Here is a 20,256-nt window from a genome sequence, read left to right on the forward strand (position 1 = left end):
TCCAATCGGCAAGGACCAGGAGATTATCCCTGTGACTTATATAGACGCCCCGCAAACCGGGGAAAAGGCCGGAGGGTTGCGCACATGAGTGGCCTGCCCGAAGCAAAGCTCGAAGATTCAATTGCGTTCCTGCGCCGGGTCCGCCCCGAGGGTCCGTGGACGTTGACCGGCATAATCCCGAACGGCCCAACCGACACGGACACATTCGGCCCTAATAGTGCTGACAAGGCGCTGGATTGGCTTGAGGATCGGTCCGGCCGGATGAACCTCTATTGGATGGTGAACCCTGCTCGCACCCATTTGACCTCGAAGGCGAGGAAGGAGGATGTCGAGGCGCTTGCCGTCCTTACCGCAGACATTGACCCGAAAAAGGACGAGGATGCGGCGGACGCTCGCGCCGCTGCAATAGCAAAGCTCGAGGCATACACGCCCCCGCCTTCCATCGTAATCGACAGCGGTGGCGGGGTGCAGGCGTTCTGGTTGCTGGACGAGCCGCTCTATATCGGCGGGAATATCTCAGCGGCTGAGGAGGCTGAATGCTACTCTCGACAGATCGAAACGGACCTCGAAGCCGATAGCTGCCATAATGTTGACCGGATTATGCGATTGCCCGGGACGATTAACCTACCGGACGAGGGCAAGCGCGCGAAGGGCCGAGAACCCCGGCTTGCCGAATTGCTCCAGTTCCACGCTGACCGGGTCTATTCGCTGGGGGAATTCACCCCAGCGCCTGCTAGGAATGCCGAACCGACAGCCGGACAGGCCGAGGTACATCTCGAGGGCGTACCACTCCCTATCAGCCTCGACGATTTGCCGGACGCCGTGACCCCGAGGACGCGAATGCTGATCGTGCAGGGCGATGACCCGGACGACCAGCTGCGCTATTCGAGCCGGTCTGAAGTGACCTTTGCCGTTGTGTGTGAGATGGTCCGGGCGGGCTGCTCCGATGAACAGATCGCCGCTGTCCTGCTGGATCCAGACTTTGGCATCTCGGCCCATACATTGGCTCAAAGGCGGTCCTTGGATTATGCTGGCAGGCAGATCGAGCGAGCGCGTTTTGAGGTTGGGACAATCCGTCCTCGAATCATCTTCATTGATGGCGAGCTCGGCCGCGTGCTGGACGAGGCAGAGGCGGCTTTGATCGCTTCGAACACGCCGATATATCAGCAAAGCGGACGGTTGGTACAGCCGGTGTCCATCGGCGCTACCGGCATGGACGGGGATGAGGTTCGCCGGGCCGCCGGGTCACTAGTGATTCACGACCTCAACGAATATCGTCTGCTCGAATATTTCACCGACGCGGCGATGTTCGTTCGGCAGACTATCGACACGAAGGGGAAGCTAAAAGAGAAGGAGATCGGGCCACCGCTCCGGCTGGCAAAGCATTACGCGGCCCGCATCGGCGCTTGGCAATTACCCGAACTCGCAGGAATTAGCACCATCCCTGCAATGCGGGAGGATGGCAGCATCGCCTCCGAAGATGGATATGATCCAGCTAGCCGCCTGATAATCGATAAGCAGGGGGTTGTTTTTCCACCTATCCCCGACCAGCCAACCCGCAACGATGCCTTGAAAGCGCTCGAGCTTTTGATTGACCCAATTAACCAGTTTCCATTCGTGTTGGATGATGAGGATGCAAAGCCTTGCGGCGATGTGTCGAGCGCCTCCCGATCCGCCGCGCTGTCCATGATGCTGACAGCCGTTGCTCGCCATGCCATCGGGGCTGCACCAATATTTGGCTTGTCCGCACCGTCTATGGAAACAGGAAAATCGCTCCTCGCTGACATTCCAGCAATGATGGTTACGGGCCGCCGGGCCGCGATGATTTCGCAGGGTGACAGTGAAGAGGAGGATGCGAAGCGATTGCTTTCTATCCTCATGCGCGGTGACCCCGTGAACGTCATCGACAATATCAACCGTGAAGTCAGCGGTGACGCGCTGGCTACGATCATTACCGAAGAAAAATGGAGTCAGCGTTGGCTTGGCCAAAATAAGATGATCGACGTTTCGACGAAGGCGTTGTTCATCGCAAACGGCAACAATCTCGTTTTTCGGGAGGATATGGCCGTGCGCGCGCTTATGGTGAGCCTTGATGCTCAGATGGAACGCCCGGGCGAGCGCCTTTTTGAACGGGACCTTCGCAAGTGGGTGCCGGAGAACAGGGCTCAGCTTGTTGTCGCAGCGCTGACCATCCTCCGCGCATATGTTGTCGCCGGACGGCCGAAAAGCGGCTTGAAGGCATCGCGTTTCGCGGAATGGTCGCACCTGATTCGCGGCGCAATTGTATGGCTGGGCGAGCCCGATCCGCTCGACACGCAGGAGCGGGTGACAGCCTGTGACAGCGCGCGGGCCACTTTGGTCTCGCTGATGATGGCCATGGTCGATAAGTTCGGCGCGGGTGCTTTCGTTTCTTGCGGTGAGATAATCGCGTTAGCCGAAGCCGACGACAAGCCGGGAAGCCCTCCGGGGGATTTGGCACTGGCGCTTAGCGCTGCCTGTCCCGGCAGAACCGTCAACACCCGTGGGCTTGGCAAATACCTAAAAAGTAAGGCCAACCGCAGGCACGAAGGAATGTGGATCAGCGCCAAGATCGACGACAAGCACGGCAACCAATATGCGGTGATGGTGCAGTCCGATGAACCCATACAGGGGGCGCTGATTTGAGGGGGGACAAAGGGGGTCTAGGGGGGTGTTTCTCCCTCGCCCAAAAAGAGATAGTATTCTTTATCCCCAGTGTGTGATTTTTTTGACCGGCCGGAATAAACCCCCTCTGTCCCCCCTTAACCCCCTTGGGCTGTTGTGGCAGATGCCGCCGCCCGCCGTTTGGTGCATTGCTCCACGCGCGCGCGGGCGCGAGATCCTGAGGCGAAATATCGGAGCTCTTCCTCCTTAAGTCCCAGCTCTACCCGGCGGTCTTTTAGCGTTTCTTGGGTTTTATCTTCCGGTGCCGTTTCCCGGGGCGTCCGAGGGGAAACCGGGCAACAGTTATCGGCTGAATAGACCGCGTCCCTGCCGACCTAGCCCACGCTCCCTAAGCTTTCGATTCAGCAATTTTGCAAGCCTTTCCTTCCAGTCATCGGAATGAATAATCCGATCGAAGTCGGCATCTTGATCGCGGAGGAGTTCGTAGCGGGAACGCTGTGTAATAGTGTCCCAATCTTGGTAGAGAACATAAACGGCATTTCCGTACTTAAGGTTTTCGAACACAACTAGATCGTCCGCAAATTGAGCGCCAAAATAGGACCCAAACCCGCCTTGTCCGCGAATATACGCTGTGGGGTTGAGCTGCGCGAAAAGCTGCACTCGGTCGCGAACATGCTCATCAAAATCTGGAGCATTACTCGGGTTTGCCGGCCTCTGGGTGAGTCGCTCGATTACCTCGTCAACCGTGCCCGGTGGGAAGATTTGCCAATCGAGCATGATCGTGCTGACATAATCGTCGCGAGTTGCATCCGCTTTGAACACGCCAATGGTGCCGGTGTTCTCTTGCAGCACGTTTAGCGACCACAGTAGCATGAGTTCGAATTCCGGCTGGCCCCTCTCAAGAAACGGAGTCAGCGTGAATTTGATAGCCACGTCGTCACCGCCGTTGTCTTGGAGCACTTCGGACTCAACCATCATCCCCTGTGGTTCGAAAACTTGGTGCTGATAGACCTCGCGTTCCCAAACATGCATGTGCGTACCGTACGTTGCGGCATCACCGAAGTTAGGTGTCTCAAACACATAAGTCTTCGTCACCTTGGGCCAGTCCGTGCGCTTGCGATCCCAGCCGAAAGCATTCCGCTCCGACCACTTCCCATAGTCAGCCGGGGGCAACACGGGGCCAGCGGTTGTTATCGCGCCGTCCGCAGCGCGGAGGCCTACGTGGGCGTATATGCCGCGCTCAATGTCGGCCCGAGCTATCCTCTTGGTGGCGGCGATGACGACCAGCTCACCGTCTATTTCTGCGAGCCCAGCTTCGATATGCGCCGGAACTTTTTGGAAATTCCTCTTCCACGGAAGTTTGTGGTAAGCCATTCTTGTCGTCTCCTTTAATGAGACGCGCCGCCCGCGTTGGCGGACGGTGCGCGATCACTTTTCATGGGTGGTAGTGTTCGGGCTGCGTTTTCCGTGAGCCGACGTTACGAATCGGCCGGATATGGCGCTGCGATAAGCACCTCCCGTGCTGCCGCTTTTGCCGCTTGATTCGCGCACCGTGGTGCTAGGGCTGCGCTTACCGTGGGCGGACGTGACGTACTTACCGCTAATGGCGCTGCGATAATGCCCACCGCTTTTTCCTTTACTCATAATTTTAACTCCTGTTGCTGTTCGGCAGCGTGTTCGGTACTGCCATATGTAATATATGGCTATTACGAGTTCGCTTGTCAAGCACAACAAGTCAGGTTATTAACGAACTTTACCAACAACTCTGGAGGACAGATGCCATCCCTACTCGGCACCAAGATAAATGAAATTCGCCGCGAACGCGGACTCACCCTCGATCAGCTGGCGCAGATGGCCGGGAGCTCAAAGAGCTATATGTGGGAAATTGAGAATAAGGACGTTGCTCGACCATCTGCCGTAAAGCTCGAAAAAATTGCCGCTGCGCTTGGCGTGACTGCAACATTCCTTATGGATGCTTCCCAAACGCAGCCCAATGAAGATGTTCAGGACAAGGCCTTCTACCGAAAATATCAACAGGCCCATCCGAGCGTGAAGGGGAAGCTTAAGCAGATACTGGAAATTCTGGATGGCGAGAACTGATCCCACCACGCCGCGCGCGTGGGCCAACACCCTCGTCCGGATGTGGGGGCCTCGCTTTCCCGTGGATGTCCGGCAAATCGCTCTCGAATATTCAACACGATTTGCCGATCCGGTCCTAACTATTACTGAGGCACCAGTCCCCAGTTTCGAGGGTGCCCTTGCTCCACTAAGAAAGCGGGGAGGATGGGTTATTCTCTATAACCCCGATATCCGTTCGGCTGGGAGAATCAATTACACCCTCGGCCATGAGTGGGGCCATTATCTCTGCCACCGCCATCAGGTACCAGGAGGTTTTGAATGTGGTGAATCAGACGTGTTGGGCGGTTCGCGCGAACAAGAGCGGGAAGCAGATCAATTTGCGTCTTATCTTTTAATGCCGCTTGACGACTACCGAGACCAAGTTGGCAATGAGCGCATGAACCTAGACCTATTGAAGCATTGTGCTGACCGTTATGATGTGTCGCTGACGGCGGCAGCATTAAAGTGGTTGGAAAGTACCAGCCTTTGTGCCGCCGTGGTGGTAGCTACCAACGGCTTTGTGCTCTGGTGCAGGCGAAGCGCGGGGGCAGCACAAGCGGGCATCTTTTTCGCGCGTGGAATGGAACTGCCTCAAGGTTCGCTCGCTGCTGATGGCAATCGTCGAGCCTCGGCTGATGGCCTAGACCTCGCGCCGGGAGTTTGGTGGAGCCGCCCGGTGCGAGAGGTCGCAATTTTTGCGGATAACTATGAGATGACGATTTCTCTTCTCATTTTCGAAGATCACGGTGTCCTGCCGGATGGTTGGGAGGACGAAATAGTCGAGGATACCTTCGACCGCTTTTCCATGCGCGGATAGGCACCGCACGCACATCGATTATCAATCCTTCGCCGTTCGTTTTCTAACGCAACCCAGCTAGCGTTTCGGTTATGAAGTTGACCGACCGCCGCAAGAAGATGTTCCTCGCAGAGCTTGCCCGCCACGGCATTCTGGTCCGGGCGGCCCGGGCTGCCAGCCCGCGCGCTTCGAGCCAGTACGGTGCGGTGCAGACGTTTAAGGACGAGCGCACCCGGGACGAGGAATTTGCCGCGCAGTGGGATGAAGCGATGCAGGCGGCGGAGGCATCGGTTGAGGCCGAGATATTCCGGCGCGCGCAGGAAGGATGGGAGGAGCCCATCTTCGGCGGTCGCCATAAGGAAAAGATTGTCGGCACCGTCCGCAAATATTCGGACCGACTCCTTGAGCTCCGGGCTAAGGCCCTGCTGCCAGCATATCGGGAAACAGCCAGCGTGGCGGTCCGTGGCCGCGTGACGCACGACCTCGATGTCGGTGTATTGGGCGATGCTGTTGCGAAGGTTGCGTTGCAGATGGCCCAGAGCTTCCGGCCGCAGTTGCCCGCACCGGCTGAGGTGATCGACCATGAACCACGATAGCGCCCTCGACCAGCTCGCCTTCGCGGTGGGCTATCGCATTATGGGGCCGGACGCGCGCCGTGCGCTTCGGATATCGCTGTTGATGGAGATGGGCGAGAAGGCCCCTTCCACCCCCGACCTCGCCACGCTGTGGGACGAGGACCGCCTGATTCGCGGCGAACGTGAACCGGCCTCTCTCTACGACCACTGGACGCTGTTGCGCGCCCGGGAGGAGGCCCACCGGCCGCTGTTCGATGAACAATTCTGGCGACTGCGACGCGCTGACCTCGAGGGCGCGGGCTTCGACCCAAAGGAGGCGAGGGACATAATCGCCTCGCTGCGCGCTTCCCTCGATGGCACTGGATCCACCGACAACCAAGGAGACGATAATGGGACTGTTGAACAGGAAGCCGCCTGAATCGATTGATCCGGTACGGGCAGCCGCTGCTGAAAAGAAGGCGGCGGCGGAACGGCTGAGCGCCGCGCTGGCTGAGGCTGGCGTTGCCTTGGAAGCGCTCTTCGCGGCTGATCGCGCGTATCTCTCTACATACCGGCAAGAATATGGGTCAGAGGCCTTTAGCGGGGCGCTCTTGATGATCCGCTTCCGGGGGATGCTCCTATGCGACCTCGAGCTGAACGCACCGGAGTTGTTGAAATATCTAAACCAGCCCCGGCAATCGCGCGCGCGCTGTTCGCGTATCTCCGACCAGATTTCTCGACAGGTCGATAATGATCTGTCCTCCCTGCCCCAACCAAAGGAACCAGTGACATGAAGAAGATGATTATCCGGGATATGACGGTGAATGAGATTTCCTCGGTCGATAACCCGGCCGTGAAGGGCGCAACCGCCGTGATTATGAAGAGCGCTGGCATACCAATCCGCAAGAACGCTGCCGAGATCGCCATTGGGCAAGCGGAGCCCTTGTTCAAGGCAGCGGAATATGGAGACGCCATAATCGAGCGGGCTGGAGAGATCGCCGCCCAGACCGGAACAACACCGGAGAAGGCCCTCCTCGACCATAGCGGCACAGACGCGGTGCTGATCGAGCTGGCCTACGGTGAACGCGCAGCCGAGATGGCGATTATGAAGGTGCGGTCTGACCGCCTGTTCCCTGCATGACGTTCTCTCGGGAAGCCATAGCCAATGGCTATGCGGCGCGCTTCGATGACCGGACCCGCGCCGCCCACCTGGCCACATTGATTCACGCCCGCGCTATCGAGCAGAGCGGATGGCCTACCGTGCCTATGATCCGCAAGTTCGCACGCCTGTTCGAAATTCCGATGGCCGAACTCGGGGCGTTCTTTGGGCAGATATGCCGCATGGAGCAGGGCAGGGAGCTCTGGGTGGACGTGCTTCGCAACGCCCCCGGGACAGCGGACGCGCAGCGGTTTATGACGCGGAGACAGTCGGAGGCCTTTGGTTTTATGCTGTTGGCGAATTGAACGAGTCGCCCCGGACATACCGCAAGCGCCCAGACGTATTTGACGAGCCGGTCGAGACCGTGACCCGGCCCTGCCTCCGGTGCCGCAAACCCTTCGAGAGCGAAGGGCCACACAATCGGCTTTGCCATCCCTGTGCCAACTGGCGCGTGAGCCCGTTTGCTGTTTAGCCCTATTCCTCTACTTCGAGGGGATGCTCGTCGGCCGCAACCTCCGTTCGTTCCTGTTGGAGTTTGGCATCGACGCCAGTGATGAACGCAGCTGCAATCGCAAGCATACTTTCTGACCAATGTTTGATAGTTTGATAATCGCGATTTCGTCGGGTGCTACCCTCGGCGAGGAGCACATCCATTTCGTGGACAATCTGATTTCGGGCGCTAAATGCATCTTTCACAGCATCCGGATTCGCCATAACGTCTTGCATCGTTAGCGCAAAATGCGCGGCCACTTTAAGCAATTGATCTCGCGACTGCAGACTATCGTCAGTCAATGACCGGACCAACATTTCGATTAAGGTCCCCCGGGGATTCTGGTTGGTCAAAATTTTGGAAAAGAGGCGCGCGTCTAGCACCTGTACTCGCGGGTTATCTGAATCTATTGAAGCGATCTTCTTGAGCCGACGCTCGGTGAATTTCTCAAATTCTCGGTGCGCGCCCAGATCGCTATCCACAACATCCGGTAAAGCATCTTTGATTAGCTGCTTTACGACTGCATCGAGTCCCGAGCAGGCAAAAAGAAAAGCTGCTCGCAAGAGATCGTGTTCGACCGGGAAAGCATCCGCATCTCCCTGAGATTCCTGTCGGGAAGCCGCGTAAAGCTGGTCGAAATTTAGGACCACCGAAACAGCTTGATTGTGAATGATCACGGCCCGGTGGACTTGCTCGCAGATACCATCCGTGTCGATTGGCGAGCACACAATATCCGCCTCGAACAGGTCGCCAGTTGCGAGTAAATCACCATCGAAAGCGTCGGTCATCTTGATACCTTCTTGAGATTCACGTCAGACATCCCCAACGGGAGCGGTGAGTATCCTGCGTATCCGGGATAGCCGGGATAGCCCGGATATCCCGGATAGCCCGGGTAACCGGGATAGCCCCGATACGGGGCATAGTGCCTTTTGAAAAACCTATTCCGGGAAACAATTTCTCCGAGATAGCTGCCGTTGGTATCAACCGCTTGATTGTCTCCCCAAGGAAACCATCCAACCCATTCGCCAGAATCATCAAAGAGGAACTTGCCCTTCTTGAAGCCTATCCACTCACCAGATGAATTAAAGAGGTATTGAACTGCCAACAATCGATCTCCCTACACAGCATAAGCCGTGCTGCTGCTTACTGACAACCTATTCTTCGCCGACGCGCGCAGAGAGAGCATGTGGTAGCCTAATGACTCCGAAAACATACCACGACAAATGCGATGCAATCTGCGACCGTTGAACTGACAAATTTCTTGGAGGAAACTATAAGCGCAGCAAGAACTGCACTTGCCGTCCCACCCTTGTGAGGAGCGAGATAGAGTTCCCCGTTCGTTTCCCTAAGAGTCGAATTGAAAAAAGGAGAGCAGCTAAGTAATTGAATTTATGGTGCACCCGACTGGATTCGAACCAGTGACCTCTGCCTTCGGAGTGCAGGGATTGGCGACTTTTCTGGACATGGATGGACATAACAATCCCAGAAAACTAAGGGTTATCGTCTCACATTGACCTAGCTTGTCCGGCATTGTATTCCATACGCATTACATACTTTTGAAAAGGCGGCTGGTGGATGGCAACTGATCTAAGCAAGGTAGGCGAGCGCGAACGGCTTAAAGCGCAGCGAGAGCCTCACTGGCAGAGATTGCGTGCGGGTTGCTTTTTGGGCTTTCGCCCTTCGAAGCGCGGCGGGGCAGGAAGTTGGATTGCCCGGGTCTATGATGAGGATTCCGGTAAGTATCGCGTCAAGTCGCTAGGTGACTTTGGAGCATTGGCAGGCAACGCAAGATTTTCAGCAGCAAAGAAAGAGGCCGAGGCGGTTGCGGAGCTGGTTGAAGCAGGCGGCGAAATTCGGGCCAAAATAGAAACTGTGGCGGATGCTTGTCGCGCCTATGCTGCCAGCCGACCGGAAGCCGAGGCCCGATTTGTGCGGTATATCTATTCCGATTCGCTCGCCAAGGTGAAGCTAGACAGATTGCGCCGACGGCATTTAGCCGAGTGGCGTAAGCAATTAGAAAAGAAACCGTCACTGGTAAGCCGTCGCAAAGAAGGCGAGCCGAAAGTGCGAGCGCGTGCGCCTTCAACCGTAAATCGCGATATGGCGGTGTTGCGGGCCGCGCTTGCCAAGGTGCTTTCGCCCGGCGCTCCAAATAGTGAGGCGGCGTGGCAGGAAGCCTTAAAATCCATTCCCAACGCCAACGGACGGCGCACACTGTACCTTGATCGAGGCCAGCGGCGGACACTGTTGGAGCAAGTCGATGCGGAGGCCGCGCCGTTTGTTCGCGCGCTCTGCCTGTTGCCGTTGCGCCCCGGCGCGATGGCAGCGCTTACCGCTGGCGACTTCGATAAACGCACCCAGGAATTGACCATCGGTAAGGATAAGACGGGCAAGCCTCGGCGTATCCGATTGCCAAGTGATGGTGCAAAATTGCTTTCAAAACAGGCAGCAGGCAAACTGCCCAGCGCTCCGCTATTTATGCGCTCCAATGGCAAAGCATGGAATAAGGAAAGCTGGAAGCTACCGATTGCAGAAGCCGTTGCAGCGGCTGGATTGCCACGCGAGGCGACGGCATATACTCTGCGGCATAGCACAATCACCGACCTTGTAAGCGCCGGTCTACCGTTGCTTACCATTGCCCAAATTTCGGGAACCAGTGCGGAAATGATAGAGCGTCATTACGGCCATCTTGCGAGTGATGCGGCGGTTAAAGCGTTGGCCAAGTTGGCTTTGTGACCAAGGTTCCGAAATTGCGTGCGCCTACTAAGAAAGAGCGTGAAGAGGCCGACAGGATTTTGGAAGCCACTCGATATGATCGCGACCCAGCCACGGGGCCGGTCCATTGGGGATTGCACCTGTTGCATAACGACCTTGCCTCGTTTGCGAAGCTTTATCGAGATGGAGATTTACAAGCCCAACGAGACGCTGTTTGTGCGTCTGCAATATCGATTCAAAAGTATCTCAATTCGCAAGGATTCAATTTGCAAACTGTTGCACCGCTTATGCGAGTGGTTAGCGCGCTTTGCGAAAGAGAGGATAACCGACTTGACCCAATGTTTTGCGAGAGGGTGCGAGATGGTGCACCTGCACGCTCAAACAAGGACTACGATCGGATCGGCGCTATAGCGACACTTGCAAACATCTTTCTAGAATTGCGTAAGAATGATGACGGTAATACAAAAGACAAGCTTCAGAGATTTGCTCGGAAAGCGTCTTGTGAATGGCTCGGAAACTTAACTTACAGTCGCGTGAAAGCGGCTCGTGAAATGGTTGCGCAAGAGGGAAAAGAACACCCTGCTGTTTCGTGGGCAAACTTGTATCGGAGCCATTTTGAAGAGGTCGAAAAGCTAAGCGACGAGCGTGTTGCTTATGATATGCTTTTGCGGTTCATCCAGAACCAAAAAATTGGATAGCTTTGCAAACTAAAAAACCCCCGGTGTTTTCTGGAGCAATGCCGGGGCAAAAAAATCCTGCGACGTCCGGACAATCAAGTCTGTGTGTGACGTCGCTGGAAAACAAATGACCAATCCAATTACACTCTCCATACCGGATGCCGTGCGCGTCTCCGGCCTTTCGCGCTCGCGCGTTTATGAAGCTTTGAAAGCTCGAGAACTAAAAGCAGTTAAAGCCGGGCGGCGCACACTGATTCCAGTTGCTGATTTAGAGGCCTATCTGGCGAAACTTCCGCAATATCAAGCGGGGGCATGAGCGATGAAAGCACAAAAGCAAAACGCCGGGTGCAAACCCGGCGTCTCTCGCAATCAACTTGGCGGCTGTTTGCAAAAACCTCTTACAACATCGCAATGGCAAGCGCAAATGCTTGCTTGCCGTTTCTGCCTGTCGCCTTCGATAGCGCGGGACGTATCGCGACTCTGCTTTGGGGAGGCAGTGCAAAATGACTGAACACACCTTCCCAAATCATCGCACGGCGGCGCTGGCCCTGCTCTCGCAATTTCCGGACCTTCCGCACAAGACGGCGGGCTTTCTCGGCCATGTATGCGTAGCGCTTGAATTGAGCGCAAAGCAACGTGACTGGCTGGTTAAACTTCTGGATCGCAACGGTTTACCATCATTAGCAAAGGGAGGTGGACTATGAGCACCTATCCCGATGCACCGGGGCACCGGAACGTGGAAACATCCGTTGCCGCTGCCGCTGCACTTGCTCCAAAACTGGGGCGACTTCAGCGCATGGCACAAGATGCTATTTGCGATGCTGGCTGGCTGGGCCTTACCGCCGATGAACTTGCGTCACGGCTGGACATGGATCGCTGGTCAATCCAGCCCCGCACTACGGAACTGAAGCGTAAAGGGTTGATCCGTGACAGCGGACAGCGCAGGCCGAATAGCACCGGCAAGCAGGCCATTGTCTGGATCGCTGCATGATGCCCGTCGCCATGCCCAAGCAACTTGCCTGCGACCGGCATGGCGGCACTTTTGAAACTTCACCGTTTCGCGGATTCGGTGAAGTTTCAATTGACCCGGTAGCTGTTAAAACAGCCGGAAAACAGCCATCTTTGGAAAATGGCATGCCTCGTGCAATTAACTATATAAGACTAGGTGTGGCAGCCAATTTGCCTAGTAGCACTGGTAGAGGCGGAGCGCGCAACCGTGCCGACCGAGTAAGTTATGCACTGACGACCGCTCATATAGCCAATTTAAGAGCCGCTGAGGGCCACGCGGCGGCAGTAGGGCTTCCCTTCACCCGGATGATTACAATCCACTGGCAAGCGGCTGGAGTGCCCTTGGAAAGCATGGCACAGGCAACCGGCCGCTTTACGGATTTGATGACCAAGATGTTGGCGCGAAATGGAAGTGCCACTACTTGGCTTTGGGTGCACGAAAATGGAGACGGGAAAGGTTGGCACTGCCACTTGCTAGCTCATGTTCCAGCCGAACACGTTAAGCGATTGACTGCGCTACAAAAGGGCTGGTTGCGCCTTATTACTGGCTACAAGTATCGGAAAGGCGTGATCCATAGCAAGCCGATTGGCGGGCGGCTGGGATTGGAAGTAGGCAACACTGAATTGCATTTCATCAATCTGGAGGCGGCGTTTGGCTACTGCTGCAAAGGTGCGCCGCAAACCGTGCTGGATTCCTTTGGTATCGACCGTGCGCATGAACCAGGCGGTCGCGTGATCGGCAAGCGTTGCGCAACATCTCAAAATATTGGCGCAAAGGCGCGAAAAATAAAGGGCTAGAAATGAGTAAACTTAAAGCAAATGATAGAGCGGATAGTTTGAAGATCGAACGGCAGCCGGGCAAAACGGACAGCCGACTATTAACTGAAGTCGCCATGCGACCGATGATCCGCAATGGGTTTATTGTTGGGAATTTGGGCGGGAAGCACTTTAGCGGAAAACAACCTGATTTGACTGACACAGTGGAAATTATGGCCCAAGCTTGTGAGAAGGTCCGTGCAAATGATTTGAGCGACCAACGGGACATTCTAACATCACAAGCGATGGCACTAGATGCCGTTTTTACCATTATGGTATCGCGTGCAGAAAATAACTTGAAAGATCATTTTAGCGCGGCTGAACGGTTCATGCGGCTGGGATTGAAGGCTCAAGCACAATGCCGCACGACTATTGAAACCTTGGATCGATTGGCACGGGACGGGGTGCAAACCGTAAAGCACGTTCATGTCGACAATCGCGGTGGGCAGGCCGTTATCACCGAATCCGTTCAAACAGGGGGGGCAAAATGAAGAAAACGGCGAACAATCCCATGCAAAGCGCGCAGATGGCTCCTCGATGTTTGGCGATGACCCGCAAGGGAACGGCCTGTCAATCCCCGGCCGTGAAGGGAAAAAGGCGATGCAGAATGCACGGGGGGACTAATGCTGGCGCTCCCAAGGGTAATCGCAATGCTTGGAAGCATGGAGCAAGGTCGGCAAAGGCAAGGGAAGCAGCTAGCTATCTAAAGGCCATAGCGAAGCTAGTCTCTTATTGAAACTGTGCCCACTAACTCGCGGAATAGGTGAATATCCCGTTCGAAGAAATGCAATGTGGGCGCTTCGAATGCTATCAGATAAAGCTTGCCTTCGTGCATAGCAGCGTAAGCCTCGCCATTTTTCTCAACTTCGTATTCTCCATCGACGTATCGATACTCGAAAAAAATTGCGGGTAGACCGGCGAGCTCAGCAGGCTTTTGTTGTCCAATCTCCATGATCGCCGTGCCATATTTTGTGCGATAAGTTCGTTCCAACAGGATCGGAATATCTGGGAGTAGCATATTCTCCTTCACCTTCGGCAACGGATCTCTTTTCTTGTGTGTTTCTTTGAGAAGGGGTTCTCCAATTGGAACACCTCCAAAAAATATGATGCGGTTCAAGTCGTCGCCATCAATCGTCCAAACCTCTTGGAATTTTCCTTCCTTTTGTTGAAGTCGGTTCCAAGTGGATGTTGGAACGGCTGAAAATACTCCCCGTGCAATTTTTTCACGAGGGCCGGGGTCTATCAATTTGTGGGCAACAAGCGGAGAAGTAATTAGAGCTGCAGATGCGAAGCTCAAAATAATTTTTTTGAACATTAATTCTTTCCTATATCCGGTGCGTACATTCTAATGATGGAAGCGTCAGGTGCATCTGGAACCTCCGCGATGTACTCACGGAGATATTTTGCGCCCTCGGTTTGCTTGCCACTTTTTACCAAGCTTAAACCAAGCCCGCGCACCGTTTCTGGGGTCCGATAGCCAGCCTCAATTGCGCGTAAATAGAGGGTGGTTGAGGTAATTAGATCTCTTGGATTGCCTCGAGTTGCAAACAACTCGGCTCGGGCATGGAGCAATTCGCCTGTCCAACCTATTGTTCCAGCGATGCCGTTCAAAATATATTCTGTGCCATTGAAGTCATTCAGTCTCACCTGATCGGCGAGAAATTTGGGAAGGTGAGGCTTGATTGCTTCGTAGTGTTCATCGCTTCGTAGATCCCCGGAGTCTTCGTATTCCAATGCTTGATCGAGTAGGTATTGAGCGCGATTTAGGGATGTTGGATGAGTATCGAAGAAGCCCGCACGATAACGGTTCCGTTTTTTTATCTTGCGGCCGAACGCAGTGGCATCAGCCTCCTCCATGAGCTGCTGCCAGACCTCAGAGGCTGCTCGGCTCGAATAGCGCGATTGTGCTAAATACTGCAGACCTAGAAGATCCGCTTCAGTTTCCTGTGAGCGATTAAATTGGAAGATGGAGCCAACTAGCGAGACTTGTAGGTCACGTGTGCTAGTCTGTCCAATTCCACCAAGCACTGCTGCCCATGCCATGACATCTGATGCGCCTCGCCTTTGTTCGAAGCCTTTCAAACTGTGCCGTTGCTCGAAATGAGCAAACTCATGCCCGAGCACTGCACCTAACTGAGCTTCGTTTCTTACTCTCAATAGAAGGCCAGACCACACCGTCATTGCGCCATTGGGGCTCATTGTAGCATTAAACGCAGGAACGTTCAAAATATACACACGGACACCGGAACATCGATCATCTCCAACGGTTTCGCAGAGTACCCGTTCTACATAACTATTGAGGGCTTCATCCTCTATTCGCAACTCCGACGCAGCCAAAAGTTGTTCGTACTCATCGGCCATCATCCACATTCCCCGCTCATCAACCGATTGGGGCTCGTATGCTGGTGTGAACGGAGGCAAGAGATTGGCGGTATCCGTTGCGTGCGCCCCTACCGCCCAGATTGACGCAGCAAGAAATGCCGAAATAGCAGCGCAACTCCTCATTCTTGTTCGCCTTCACGTCCAGGGAATCCCTCAAGCAACTGCTTTACTCGCTTTTCAGCACCCTCAGCCGTGCGCGGATCGCCGCCCATTTGAAGATCCGCGTTTAGCCAAACCAAATCTCCAGTTTCTACTTCGATTAAACCCGCCATGCCGGTGTGTTCACCTGATGTGACACCAATGCCTCCTAATAAGCCGACCACTTGAAGCATTTTTCTGCCTGTAGAACCGTAGGCATCACTTGTTCGGATGAGAAGTATGTAATCAAAGCCTTCCAACGCGGGAATGTCCTTTAAGCCTGTTCCGACACTCCACGAAAATGTTTCCTCTTTCTTTTTGCTGGGTAGTCTATTCCCATGAAAGAACTGAAATTCGACTACAGAACCAGCAACTGCGCCAAAAAGATGGTTATAACGCCTAAGGCTATCAGCATCAGGCGTGACATTTAGATCCAATCGGATAACTTCATTTCCAACATTCTGGAGAGATTTGCTTAGTTCCGCCTCGATGTTTTCGCGAGCCTGCTCGGTCCAATCCGCGTTGGGTTCGAACATTCCACCTGTCGATTGTTCACCGACACGTACTCGCGGATCAAGTAACGCTATGCGAACTGAGTCGGGGTTGAGAAAGAAGCCTTCCTTAGCGCCGGTTTTTTCTTGGGCAAGCGCAAGTGGAGTTGAAATGAGCAAGGCCAATAATGTAAACACTCCGAAGACTATTCTAATCATGCTTTTAAATTCCCCTTTTCCCCTCGCATAATCAACAACAGGCGTACGAAATTTGTTTCGCCACCGGTCACGAAGGTTCATTCTCTATCAGACTATAATGAATTGATTCAAGAGTGTCCTATCTGGTTCTGCTGTGTAAAATTACGTTCAGAAAAATCTAGTTCAATTGATTTAGATTACTTGATCGGGCTCAACATTTTTGAGTGGTAGCGTGCGGATTCCGTGTGCGTTTCTGGATTCTATCTTCTCAAAAATTGATAGCTCAATTATCATTGATTCTATGATCCTGCCGATTCTTATCGCCATCGTTCCCGTTGGCCAATCTTTTCAATGCACGCCCGTACGCGTTTGGGATGGAGATGGTCCTATTTGGTGCTCGGAAGGCCCAAGGGTTCGGTTATCCGGCATAGCGGCGCGCGAAATGGATGGGACGTGCATTAAGAACCACCCTTGTCCAGAGGCTTCTGCAGAGGAAGCTAGGGATACTTTGGTTGATTTGGTGGGAACGCCAACAGGTAGGTCAAGGGAAGGGCATGTCGAGGTTTCGGGACCTGAACTCCGTTGTCAGTCCCTTGGTTCTGCAGGAGGTAATCGTACGGCAGCTTGGTGCGTATCGCCGGTATTCGGAGATTTGTCGTGTGCAATGATTCAGTCAGGCACTGTTTTGAAGTGGTCTCGGTATTGGGGGTCACATCGATGCTAAATGACTGATTTGACTCAACAGGCTTTCCTTGTCAGGCTCTTCGCAAGTAGGGGATTGGCTATGCGGTGGATGTTTGTTGCAGTCATATTTGAGATCATGGCGCTCGCGATGCCAGTTTCGCCCACGATGGCGCATGGAGGCAGGCTAGCTGCCGACGGCTGCCACAACGACCGGCAAAATGGCGGACGCCATTGCCACCGAGGAAATTCTCAGTCGCCCGTTAGTACGACGCCAAGCGGAAATGTATATTATCCGAATTGCTCAGCAGCGCGCTCGGCTGGTGCTGCGCCGATCAGACGCGGGCAACCGGGTTATGGAACGCATCTGGACCGGGATAGAGATGGGATAGGGTGCGAGTAAATTCCGATACTGGTGCTTGGTAATTTGAATCGGCTACCTGAGGTTATGCGCAGGGTAAATTTCACCTGTATTTTCCATACTCGTTCCATACGGGTGATTATTTTAGGACCTAAGTCATTGAAATATTGGTGCACCCGAGAGGATTCGAACCTCTGGCCTCTGCCTTCGGAGGGCAGCGCTCTATCCAGCTGAGCTACGGGTGCCGGGGCGTTGTTTCGCCGGATGCGCATGTAGCAGCGGATTTGCCGCTTTGCCAACAGATTATTCCATGTCCGGAAAATCCCGCCGGCTGCAGCGCTAGTCCTGGCTTTTCTCTTTCGGAATTTTCTCGATTTTCTGGAATTTTCCGAGACCGCAGGCACCGCGCGTGTCGAGGCGGCCGCCGGTCTGGCTGAGCACATGAATGATGTCGACATTGCACAGCCGGTTGGTCGAGGTCTTGTAGGAGAAGGCTTCTTCAAAGCCGAGGCCGCTGCATTTGTTGGGCAGCCTGTTGCGATAGATGTCGCCGTTGCGCATCTTGAAATCGATGGTCTGGTCGTCGATCACATCGGTCGATCGGATGCTGGAGCGCATGATACAGCTTTCCGGCTCGCCAATTTCGCGAATTTCATATTTGTCATCGTCCGAAGCTCTGTCGGCGGCAAAGGCGGCGCTGCCGGCGGCGAGGACCGAGGCGAGGATGAGAGGGGTCTGAAAGCGCATAGTCGTCTCCTGCGGATGGTTTCCATCTTGGGCTTCAGTTTACATTGAATCACATTTCGCGAAGCTGAATATCATCCGCAATATTACGGGGTTCCCGTCCAGCCTTCCGGTGCCGGTGTCTTCTTTTTGAAGCGGCACAGATCGGCAACCGTACAGCGCCAGCATTCCGGCTTGCGCGCCTTGCAGATATAGCGGCCATGCAGGATCAGCCAGTGATGGGCGTGGACGCGAAAGGGCGCAGGGGTCTGCTTCTCCAGCTTTTTCTCCACCGCCAGTACCGTCTTGCCGGGCGCCAGGCCGGTGCGGTTGCCGACGCGGAAGATATGCGTGTCGACCGCGAAGGTCTCGGCACCGAAGGCGCAGTTCATCACCACATTGGCCGTCTTGCGCCCGACACCGGGCAGCTTGACCAGCGCGTCGCGGTCCGCCGGAACCTCGCCGGCATAGTCGGCGATCAGCATTTCCGACAGCGCGATTACATTTTTCGCCTTGGTGTTATAGAGCCCGATTGTCTTGATATGTTCCTTCAGCCCGTCGAGTCCGAGGTCGACCATCTGCTGCGGCGTCTTGACCTCGGCGAACAATCGCCGGGTCGCCTTGTTGACGCCGATGTCGGTCGACTGCGCCGATAGCGCCACGGCGACCACCAGCTGATAGACATTGCCATAGTTGAGCTCGGTTTCGGGCGCGGGATTGTCGGCGGCGAGGCGGGAATAGAATTCGAAGATATCGGCTTTTTTCATGCGCGCCGTCATGGCCGTTCGGCGATCAAAATACAATCGCCTGGCGGCTGGTGCCGTGGGAGCCGGCGGCGGATGGCAACCGGGATCGCCGGCGAACTGGCCTTATTGGGAGGTTCGGCGCTCGTCGAACCATTGCCGCATGATCGCCGATTGGCAGCCGGTAAAGCCGAACGTGCCAACCACCGAGCAGCTGTCCGGGCGACCGGGGCGGGCGGCTTCGTCATGCGAGGCAACGGTGGAGGACCAGCTCTGTTCGCCTGCCTGCTCCTCTTTGCTTTCGCGCAATTCGGGGGGAATGCGATAGCGTTCCGATTCGGGGCGCTGGGCGCAAACGACAATCTCGTCACCTTCCGCCTCGGGACATTCGTCGTCGCCGAAGGTTACGAGAATGTTGATCCGCTCCGGCGTGTCGAGCTCGGGGGTCGGGTCGGCAACCGCGCCGACCGACCAGAGCAGGGCCGTGATGGCGATCAGGCCGGTGGTTGCGAAGTTTCTGGAGGACATGATTTCCGGCCTTTTTCCTTGTCCCGCCCCGTCGACGGTGACCCCCCGGTCCTTCCGGCCATAACTAGAAATATGTTGCGCTTTACTGAATGAATTGTGGGCAAATGTGAGGATGGCACAGCAGTTTTGGCGAGCAGAAGGCGCCTGGATCAGGGCCGCGCAATCATCCCGCCGTCGAGCGCCAGCGTCTGGCCGATCATCCAGGAGGATGCGCGCGAGCAGAGATAGAGAGCGGTGCCGGCGATATCCTCCGGCGCGCCCATGCGGCCACGCGGGATCTGCGAGAGCGCCATTTTCGTCATGCCGTCATTCTCGACAATCTGCTTGGTCATATTGCTCGGGAACAAGCCGGGCGCGATCGCGTTGACGTTGATATTATATTGGGCGAGATCGGTGGCCAGATGTTCGGTCAGCTTGATCACGCCGGATTTGCTGGCGGTATAGGCATAGGTCGGCATGCCCGAATTGCGGATGCCGTTGATCGACGCGATATTGACCACCCGCGCCGGTTCGTCGGCGCTGCCGGAGGCTTTCAGGAGCGGCAGGAATTTCTGGGTGGCGAAGAAGATCGACTTGATATTGATGTCCATCACCTTGTCCCAGCCCGATTCCGGGAAATCCTCGATCGAGGCGCTCCAGTTCGCACCGGCATTGTTGATCAAGATATCGATCTTCTCTTCGCGTTCGCCGATCGCCGCGACCAGCGCCTCAATACCCTCGACCTTCGACAGGTCGGCCGGGATCGCGATACATTCGCCCATTTCGGAGAGTTCGGCGGCCATCGCCATCAGCCGCTCTTCCTTGCGGGCGGTGATATAGACCCTCGCGCCATTTTCGATCAGGCCGCGCGCCATCATCGCGCCGATGCCGCTGGAGCCACCGGTGACCACAGCCACTTTACCCTGGACATCAAATAAGCTCTTCATCGACACGCCCGTTCTCCCGTTAATTCACAAGCTGCCACCCCTTTCACATTGCCCCGGAAAAGTCCACGCGTGACTGGTGCGGCGGGTGGCGAACGATATCGTTGCTGCG

The 20,256-nt window shown here is 55.3% G+C and carries 30 protein-coding genes and 1 tRNA gene; 19 read left to right on the plus strand and 12 right to left on the minus strand.

Translation table 11 applies throughout. The features are described from left to right. The first annotated feature begins 84 nt into the window (after positions 1-84). Positions 85-2,664, plus strand: coding sequence for a hypothetical protein (locus tag ACHZCJ_RS13140; protein ID WP_321326981.1), 2,580 nt, complete (start codon positions 85-87; stop codon positions 2,662-2,664). A gap of 321 nt (positions 2,665-2,985) precedes the next feature. Here the strand turns inward: ACHZCJ_RS13140 and ACHZCJ_RS13145 are convergent, their stop codons facing one another. Then, entirely contained in the window at positions 2,986-4,017 is a 1,032-nt protein-coding gene (locus ACHZCJ_RS13145) for a hypothetical protein (protein WP_321326982.1), read from the minus strand. 54 nt (positions 4,018-4,071) lie between these two features. Beyond that, positions 4,072-4,287 carry a hypothetical protein gene (locus tag ACHZCJ_RS13150; protein ID WP_321326983.1) on the minus strand — a complete coding sequence of 72 codons (216 nt, stop codon included), beginning with the start codon at positions 4,285-4,287 and terminating at the stop codon, positions 4,072-4,074. A 132-nt stretch (positions 4,288-4,419) separates the two neighbouring features. On the opposite strand from ACHZCJ_RS13150, the gene ACHZCJ_RS13155 reads away from it, so the two are divergent. The 7 genes from ACHZCJ_RS13155 to ACHZCJ_RS13185 all read left to right on the plus strand — a co-directional run bounded on the left by ACHZCJ_RS13155 (position 4,420) and on the right by ACHZCJ_RS13185 (position 7,575). Continuing rightward, positions 4,420-4,743: a helix-turn-helix transcriptional regulator gene (locus ACHZCJ_RS13155; protein WP_321326984.1), complete on the plus strand. Its 324-nt coding sequence runs from the start codon at positions 4,420-4,422 to the stop codon at positions 4,741-4,743. Continuing rightward, positions 4,730-5,578 (plus strand): ImmA/IrrE family metallo-endopeptidase, encoded by an 849-nt coding sequence (locus ACHZCJ_RS13160; protein WP_321326985.1) that lies wholly within the window; start codon positions 4,730-4,732, stop codon positions 5,576-5,578. Before ACHZCJ_RS13155 ends, ACHZCJ_RS13160 begins: the two co-directional genes overlap by 14 nt. Before the next feature lie 71 nt (positions 5,579-5,649). Next, a complete protein-coding gene (locus ACHZCJ_RS13165; protein ID WP_321326986.1) occupies positions 5,650-6,153 on the plus strand; it encodes a hypothetical protein in 504 nt (167 codons plus the stop codon). Next, a complete protein-coding gene (locus ACHZCJ_RS13170; RefSeq protein ID WP_321326987.1) occupies positions 6,140-6,550 on the plus strand; it encodes a hypothetical protein in 411 nt (136 codons plus the stop codon). Before ACHZCJ_RS13165 ends, ACHZCJ_RS13170 begins: the two co-directional genes overlap by 14 nt. Continuing rightward, positions 6,522-6,905, plus strand: a complete 384-nt coding sequence (locus ACHZCJ_RS13175) for a hypothetical protein (protein WP_321326988.1) — start codon at positions 6,522-6,524, stop codon at positions 6,903-6,905. The genes ACHZCJ_RS13170 and ACHZCJ_RS13175 overlap by 29 nt, the downstream gene beginning before the upstream one ends. Beyond that, entirely contained in the window at positions 6,902-7,252 is a 351-nt protein-coding gene (locus ACHZCJ_RS13180) for a hypothetical protein (RefSeq protein ID WP_321326989.1), read from the plus strand. The genes ACHZCJ_RS13175 and ACHZCJ_RS13180 overlap by 4 nt, the downstream gene beginning before the upstream one ends. Next, positions 7,249-7,575, plus strand: a complete 327-nt coding sequence (locus ACHZCJ_RS13185; protein WP_321326990.1) for a hypothetical protein — start codon at positions 7,249-7,251, stop codon at positions 7,573-7,575. Before ACHZCJ_RS13180 ends, ACHZCJ_RS13185 begins: the two co-directional genes overlap by 4 nt. A 169-nt stretch (positions 7,576-7,744) precedes the next feature. On the opposite strand, the gene ACHZCJ_RS13190 is transcribed toward ACHZCJ_RS13185, so the two are convergent. Both ACHZCJ_RS13190 and ACHZCJ_RS13195 read right to left on the minus strand, forming a co-directional pair. After that, entirely contained in the window at positions 7,745-8,548 is an 804-nt protein-coding gene (locus tag ACHZCJ_RS13190) for a hypothetical protein (RefSeq protein WP_321326991.1), read from the minus strand. Then, entirely contained in the window at positions 8,545-8,868 is a 324-nt protein-coding gene (locus ACHZCJ_RS13195) for a hypothetical protein (protein ID WP_394700119.1), read from the minus strand. The genes ACHZCJ_RS13190 and ACHZCJ_RS13195 overlap by 4 nt, the downstream gene beginning before the upstream one ends. Before the next feature lie 467 nt (positions 8,869-9,335). On the opposite strand from ACHZCJ_RS13195, the gene ACHZCJ_RS13200 reads away from it, so the two are divergent. From ACHZCJ_RS13200 to ACHZCJ_RS13240, 9 genes are all read left to right on the plus strand, one after another. Next, positions 9,336-10,496: a tyrosine-type recombinase/integrase gene (locus tag ACHZCJ_RS13200; protein ID WP_321326993.1), complete on the plus strand. Its 1,161-nt coding sequence runs from the start codon at positions 9,336-9,338 to the stop codon at positions 10,494-10,496. Then, positions 10,493-11,173 (plus strand): hypothetical protein, encoded by a 681-nt coding sequence (locus ACHZCJ_RS13205; RefSeq protein WP_321326994.1) that lies wholly within the window; start codon positions 10,493-10,495, stop codon positions 11,171-11,173. Before ACHZCJ_RS13200 ends, ACHZCJ_RS13205 begins: the two co-directional genes overlap by 4 nt. Before the next feature lie 106 nt (positions 11,174-11,279). Next, positions 11,280-11,468: a helix-turn-helix domain-containing protein gene (locus ACHZCJ_RS13210; RefSeq protein WP_321326995.1), complete on the plus strand. Its 189-nt coding sequence runs from the start codon at positions 11,280-11,282 to the stop codon at positions 11,466-11,468. Beyond that, complete coding sequence (locus ACHZCJ_RS13215; protein ID WP_321326996.1) at positions 11,465-11,659, plus strand: hypothetical protein; 195 nt, start codon at positions 11,465-11,467, stop codon at positions 11,657-11,659. The genes ACHZCJ_RS13210 and ACHZCJ_RS13215 overlap by 4 nt, the downstream gene beginning before the upstream one ends. Next, positions 11,656-11,856 carry a hypothetical protein gene (locus ACHZCJ_RS13220; RefSeq protein WP_321326997.1) on the plus strand — a complete coding sequence of 67 codons (201 nt, stop codon included), beginning with the start codon at positions 11,656-11,658 and terminating at the stop codon, positions 11,854-11,856. The genes ACHZCJ_RS13215 and ACHZCJ_RS13220 overlap by 4 nt, the downstream gene beginning before the upstream one ends. Further along, complete coding sequence (locus tag ACHZCJ_RS13225; RefSeq protein WP_321326998.1) at positions 11,853-12,143, plus strand: hypothetical protein; 291 nt, start codon at positions 11,853-11,855, stop codon at positions 12,141-12,143. Before ACHZCJ_RS13220 ends, ACHZCJ_RS13225 begins: the two co-directional genes overlap by 4 nt. Further along, complete coding sequence (locus ACHZCJ_RS13230) at positions 12,140-12,958, plus strand: hypothetical protein (protein WP_321326999.1); 819 nt, start codon at positions 12,140-12,142, stop codon at positions 12,956-12,958. The genes ACHZCJ_RS13225 and ACHZCJ_RS13230 overlap by 4 nt, the downstream gene beginning before the upstream one ends. 2 nt (positions 12,959-12,960) lie before the next feature. Further along, positions 12,961-13,467: a hypothetical protein gene (locus ACHZCJ_RS13235; protein ID WP_321327000.1), complete on the plus strand. Its 507-nt coding sequence runs from the start codon at positions 12,961-12,963 to the stop codon at positions 13,465-13,467. 56 nt (positions 13,468-13,523) lie between these two features. Further along, on the plus strand, positions 13,524-13,712 hold the full coding sequence (locus tag ACHZCJ_RS13240) for an HGGxSTG domain-containing protein (protein WP_394700168.1): 189 nt from the start codon (positions 13,524-13,526) through the stop codon (positions 13,710-13,712). On the opposite strand, the gene ACHZCJ_RS13245 is transcribed toward ACHZCJ_RS13240, so the two are convergent. The 3 genes from ACHZCJ_RS13245 to ACHZCJ_RS13255 form a co-directional block, all read right to left on the minus strand. After that, on the minus strand, positions 13,698-14,291 hold the full coding sequence (locus ACHZCJ_RS13245; protein ID WP_321327001.1) for a hypothetical protein: 594 nt from the start codon (positions 14,289-14,291) through the stop codon (positions 13,698-13,700). The genes ACHZCJ_RS13240 and ACHZCJ_RS13245 overlap by 15 nt on opposite strands. Then, a complete protein-coding gene (locus ACHZCJ_RS13250; RefSeq protein WP_321327002.1) occupies positions 14,291-15,340 on the minus strand; it encodes a M48 family metalloprotease in 1,050 nt (349 codons plus the stop codon). Before ACHZCJ_RS13250 ends, ACHZCJ_RS13245 begins: the two co-directional genes overlap by 1 nt. 137 nt (positions 15,341-15,477) lie before the next feature. After that, positions 15,478-16,287, minus strand: coding sequence for a hypothetical protein (locus ACHZCJ_RS13255; protein WP_321327003.1), 810 nt, complete (start codon positions 16,285-16,287; stop codon positions 15,478-15,480). A gap of 199 nt (positions 16,288-16,486) precedes the next feature. On the opposite strand from ACHZCJ_RS13255, the gene ACHZCJ_RS13260 reads away from it, so the two are divergent. Together ACHZCJ_RS13260 and ACHZCJ_RS13265 are read left to right on the plus strand one after the other, a co-directional pair. Then, entirely contained in the window at positions 16,487-16,909 is a 423-nt protein-coding gene (locus ACHZCJ_RS13260) for a hypothetical protein (protein WP_321327799.1), read from the plus strand. 126 nt (positions 16,910-17,035) lie between these two features. Then, positions 17,036-17,269, plus strand: a complete 234-nt coding sequence (locus tag ACHZCJ_RS13265; RefSeq protein WP_321327801.1) for an excalibur calcium-binding domain-containing protein — start codon at positions 17,036-17,038, stop codon at positions 17,267-17,269. A 126-nt stretch (positions 17,270-17,395) separates the two neighbouring features. Here ACHZCJ_RS13265 and ACHZCJ_RS13270 read toward each other — a convergent pair. The 5 genes from ACHZCJ_RS13270 to ACHZCJ_RS13290 all read right to left on the minus strand — a co-directional run bounded on the left by ACHZCJ_RS13270 (position 17,396) and on the right by ACHZCJ_RS13290 (position 20,147). Further along, a tRNA-Arg gene (locus ACHZCJ_RS13270) sits at positions 17,396-17,472 on the minus strand. Between the two features lie 94 nt (positions 17,473-17,566). Then, complete coding sequence (locus ACHZCJ_RS13275) at positions 17,567-17,974, minus strand: hypothetical protein (RefSeq protein WP_321327004.1); 408 nt, start codon at positions 17,972-17,974, stop codon at positions 17,567-17,569. 83 nt (positions 17,975-18,057) lie between these two features. Then, positions 18,058-18,717, minus strand: a complete 660-nt coding sequence (nth, locus tag ACHZCJ_RS13280; RefSeq protein WP_321327005.1) for an endonuclease III — start codon at positions 18,715-18,717, stop codon at positions 18,058-18,060. 102 nt (positions 18,718-18,819) lie between these two features. After that, positions 18,820-19,221, minus strand: a complete 402-nt coding sequence (locus ACHZCJ_RS13285; RefSeq protein ID WP_159647417.1) for a hypothetical protein — start codon at positions 19,219-19,221, stop codon at positions 18,820-18,822. Positions 19,222-19,370: 149 nt separating this feature from the next. After that, on the minus strand, positions 19,371-20,147 hold the full coding sequence (locus ACHZCJ_RS13290) for a glucose 1-dehydrogenase (RefSeq protein ID WP_321327006.1): 777 nt from the start codon (positions 20,145-20,147) through the stop codon (positions 19,371-19,373). Positions 20,148-20,256: the final 109 nt, after the last annotated feature.

Source organism: uncultured Parasphingorhabdus sp., assembly GCF_963677535.2.
Taxonomy (GTDB): Bacteria; Pseudomonadota; Alphaproteobacteria; order Sphingomonadales; family Sphingomonadaceae; genus Parasphingorhabdus.

Excerpts from the sequence above, each read along its gene's own strand:
- ACHZCJ_RS13140 (WP_321326981.1), top strand. The coding sequence starts at position 85 with ATGAGTGGCCTGCCCGAAGCAAAGCTCGAAGATTCAATTGCGTTCCTG.
- ACHZCJ_RS13145 (WP_321326982.1), bottom strand. The coding sequence starts at position 4,017 with ATGGCTTACCACAAACTTCCGTGGAAGAGGAATTTCCAAAAAGTTCCG.
- ACHZCJ_RS13150 (WP_321326983.1), bottom strand. The coding sequence starts at position 4,287 with ATGAGTAAAGGAAAAAGCGGTGGGCATTATCGCAGCGCCATTAGCGGT.
- ACHZCJ_RS13155 (WP_321326984.1), top strand. The coding sequence starts at position 4,420 with ATGCCATCCCTACTCGGCACCAAGATAAATGAAATTCGCCGCGAACGC.
- ACHZCJ_RS13160 (WP_321326985.1), top strand. The coding sequence starts at position 4,730 with ATGGCGAGAACTGATCCCACCACGCCGCGCGCGTGGGCCAACACCCTC.
- ACHZCJ_RS13165 (WP_321326986.1), top strand. The coding sequence starts at position 5,650 with ATGAAGTTGACCGACCGCCGCAAGAAGATGTTCCTCGCAGAGCTTGCC.
- ACHZCJ_RS13170 (WP_321326987.1), top strand. The coding sequence starts at position 6,140 with ATGAACCACGATAGCGCCCTCGACCAGCTCGCCTTCGCGGTGGGCTAT.
- ACHZCJ_RS13175 (WP_321326988.1), top strand. The coding sequence starts at position 6,522 with ATGGGACTGTTGAACAGGAAGCCGCCTGAATCGATTGATCCGGTACGG.
- ACHZCJ_RS13180 (WP_321326989.1), top strand. The coding sequence starts at position 6,902 with ATGAAGAAGATGATTATCCGGGATATGACGGTGAATGAGATTTCCTCG.
- ACHZCJ_RS13185 (WP_321326990.1), top strand. The coding sequence starts at position 7,249 with ATGACGTTCTCTCGGGAAGCCATAGCCAATGGCTATGCGGCGCGCTTC.
- ACHZCJ_RS13190 (WP_321326991.1), bottom strand. The coding sequence starts at position 8,548 with ATGACCGACGCTTTCGATGGTGATTTACTCGCAACTGGCGACCTGTTC.
- ACHZCJ_RS13200 (WP_321326993.1), top strand. The coding sequence starts at position 9,336 with ATGGCAACTGATCTAAGCAAGGTAGGCGAGCGCGAACGGCTTAAAGCG.
- ACHZCJ_RS13210 (WP_321326995.1), top strand. The coding sequence starts at position 11,280 with ATGACCAATCCAATTACACTCTCCATACCGGATGCCGTGCGCGTCTCC.
- ACHZCJ_RS13215 (WP_321326996.1), top strand. The coding sequence starts at position 11,465 with ATGAGCGATGAAAGCACAAAAGCAAAACGCCGGGTGCAAACCCGGCGT.
- ACHZCJ_RS13220 (WP_321326997.1), top strand. The coding sequence starts at position 11,656 with ATGACTGAACACACCTTCCCAAATCATCGCACGGCGGCGCTGGCCCTG.
- ACHZCJ_RS13225 (WP_321326998.1), top strand. The coding sequence starts at position 11,853 with ATGAGCACCTATCCCGATGCACCGGGGCACCGGAACGTGGAAACATCC.
- ACHZCJ_RS13230 (WP_321326999.1), top strand. The coding sequence starts at position 12,140 with ATGATGCCCGTCGCCATGCCCAAGCAACTTGCCTGCGACCGGCATGGC.
- ACHZCJ_RS13235 (WP_321327000.1), top strand. The coding sequence starts at position 12,961 with ATGAGTAAACTTAAAGCAAATGATAGAGCGGATAGTTTGAAGATCGAA.
- ACHZCJ_RS13240 (WP_394700168.1), top strand. The coding sequence starts at position 13,524 with ATGACCCGCAAGGGAACGGCCTGTCAATCCCCGGCCGTGAAGGGAAAA.
- ACHZCJ_RS13245 (WP_321327001.1), bottom strand. The coding sequence starts at position 14,291 with ATGTTCAAAAAAATTATTTTGAGCTTCGCATCTGCAGCTCTAATTACT.
- ACHZCJ_RS13250 (WP_321327002.1), bottom strand. The coding sequence starts at position 15,340 with ATGATGGCCGATGAGTACGAACAACTTTTGGCTGCGTCGGAGTTGCGA.
- ACHZCJ_RS13255 (WP_321327003.1), bottom strand. The coding sequence starts at position 16,287 with ATGAACCTTCGTGACCGGTGGCGAAACAAATTTCGTACGCCTGTTGTT.
- ACHZCJ_RS13260 (WP_321327799.1), top strand. The coding sequence starts at position 16,487 with ATGATCCTGCCGATTCTTATCGCCATCGTTCCCGTTGGCCAATCTTTT.
- ACHZCJ_RS13265 (WP_321327801.1), top strand. The coding sequence starts at position 17,036 with ATGGCGCATGGAGGCAGGCTAGCTGCCGACGGCTGCCACAACGACCGG.
- ACHZCJ_RS13275 (WP_321327004.1), bottom strand. The coding sequence starts at position 17,974 with ATGCGCTTTCAGACCCCTCTCATCCTCGCCTCGGTCCTCGCCGCCGGC.
- nth (WP_321327005.1), bottom strand. The coding sequence starts at position 18,717 with ATGAAAAAAGCCGATATCTTCGAATTCTATTCCCGCCTCGCCGCCGAC.
- ACHZCJ_RS13285 (WP_159647417.1), bottom strand. The coding sequence starts at position 19,221 with ATGTCCTCCAGAAACTTCGCAACCACCGGCCTGATCGCCATCACGGCC.
- ACHZCJ_RS13290 (WP_321327006.1), bottom strand. The coding sequence starts at position 20,147 with ATGAAGAGCTTATTTGATGTCCAGGGTAAAGTGGCTGTGGTCACCGGT.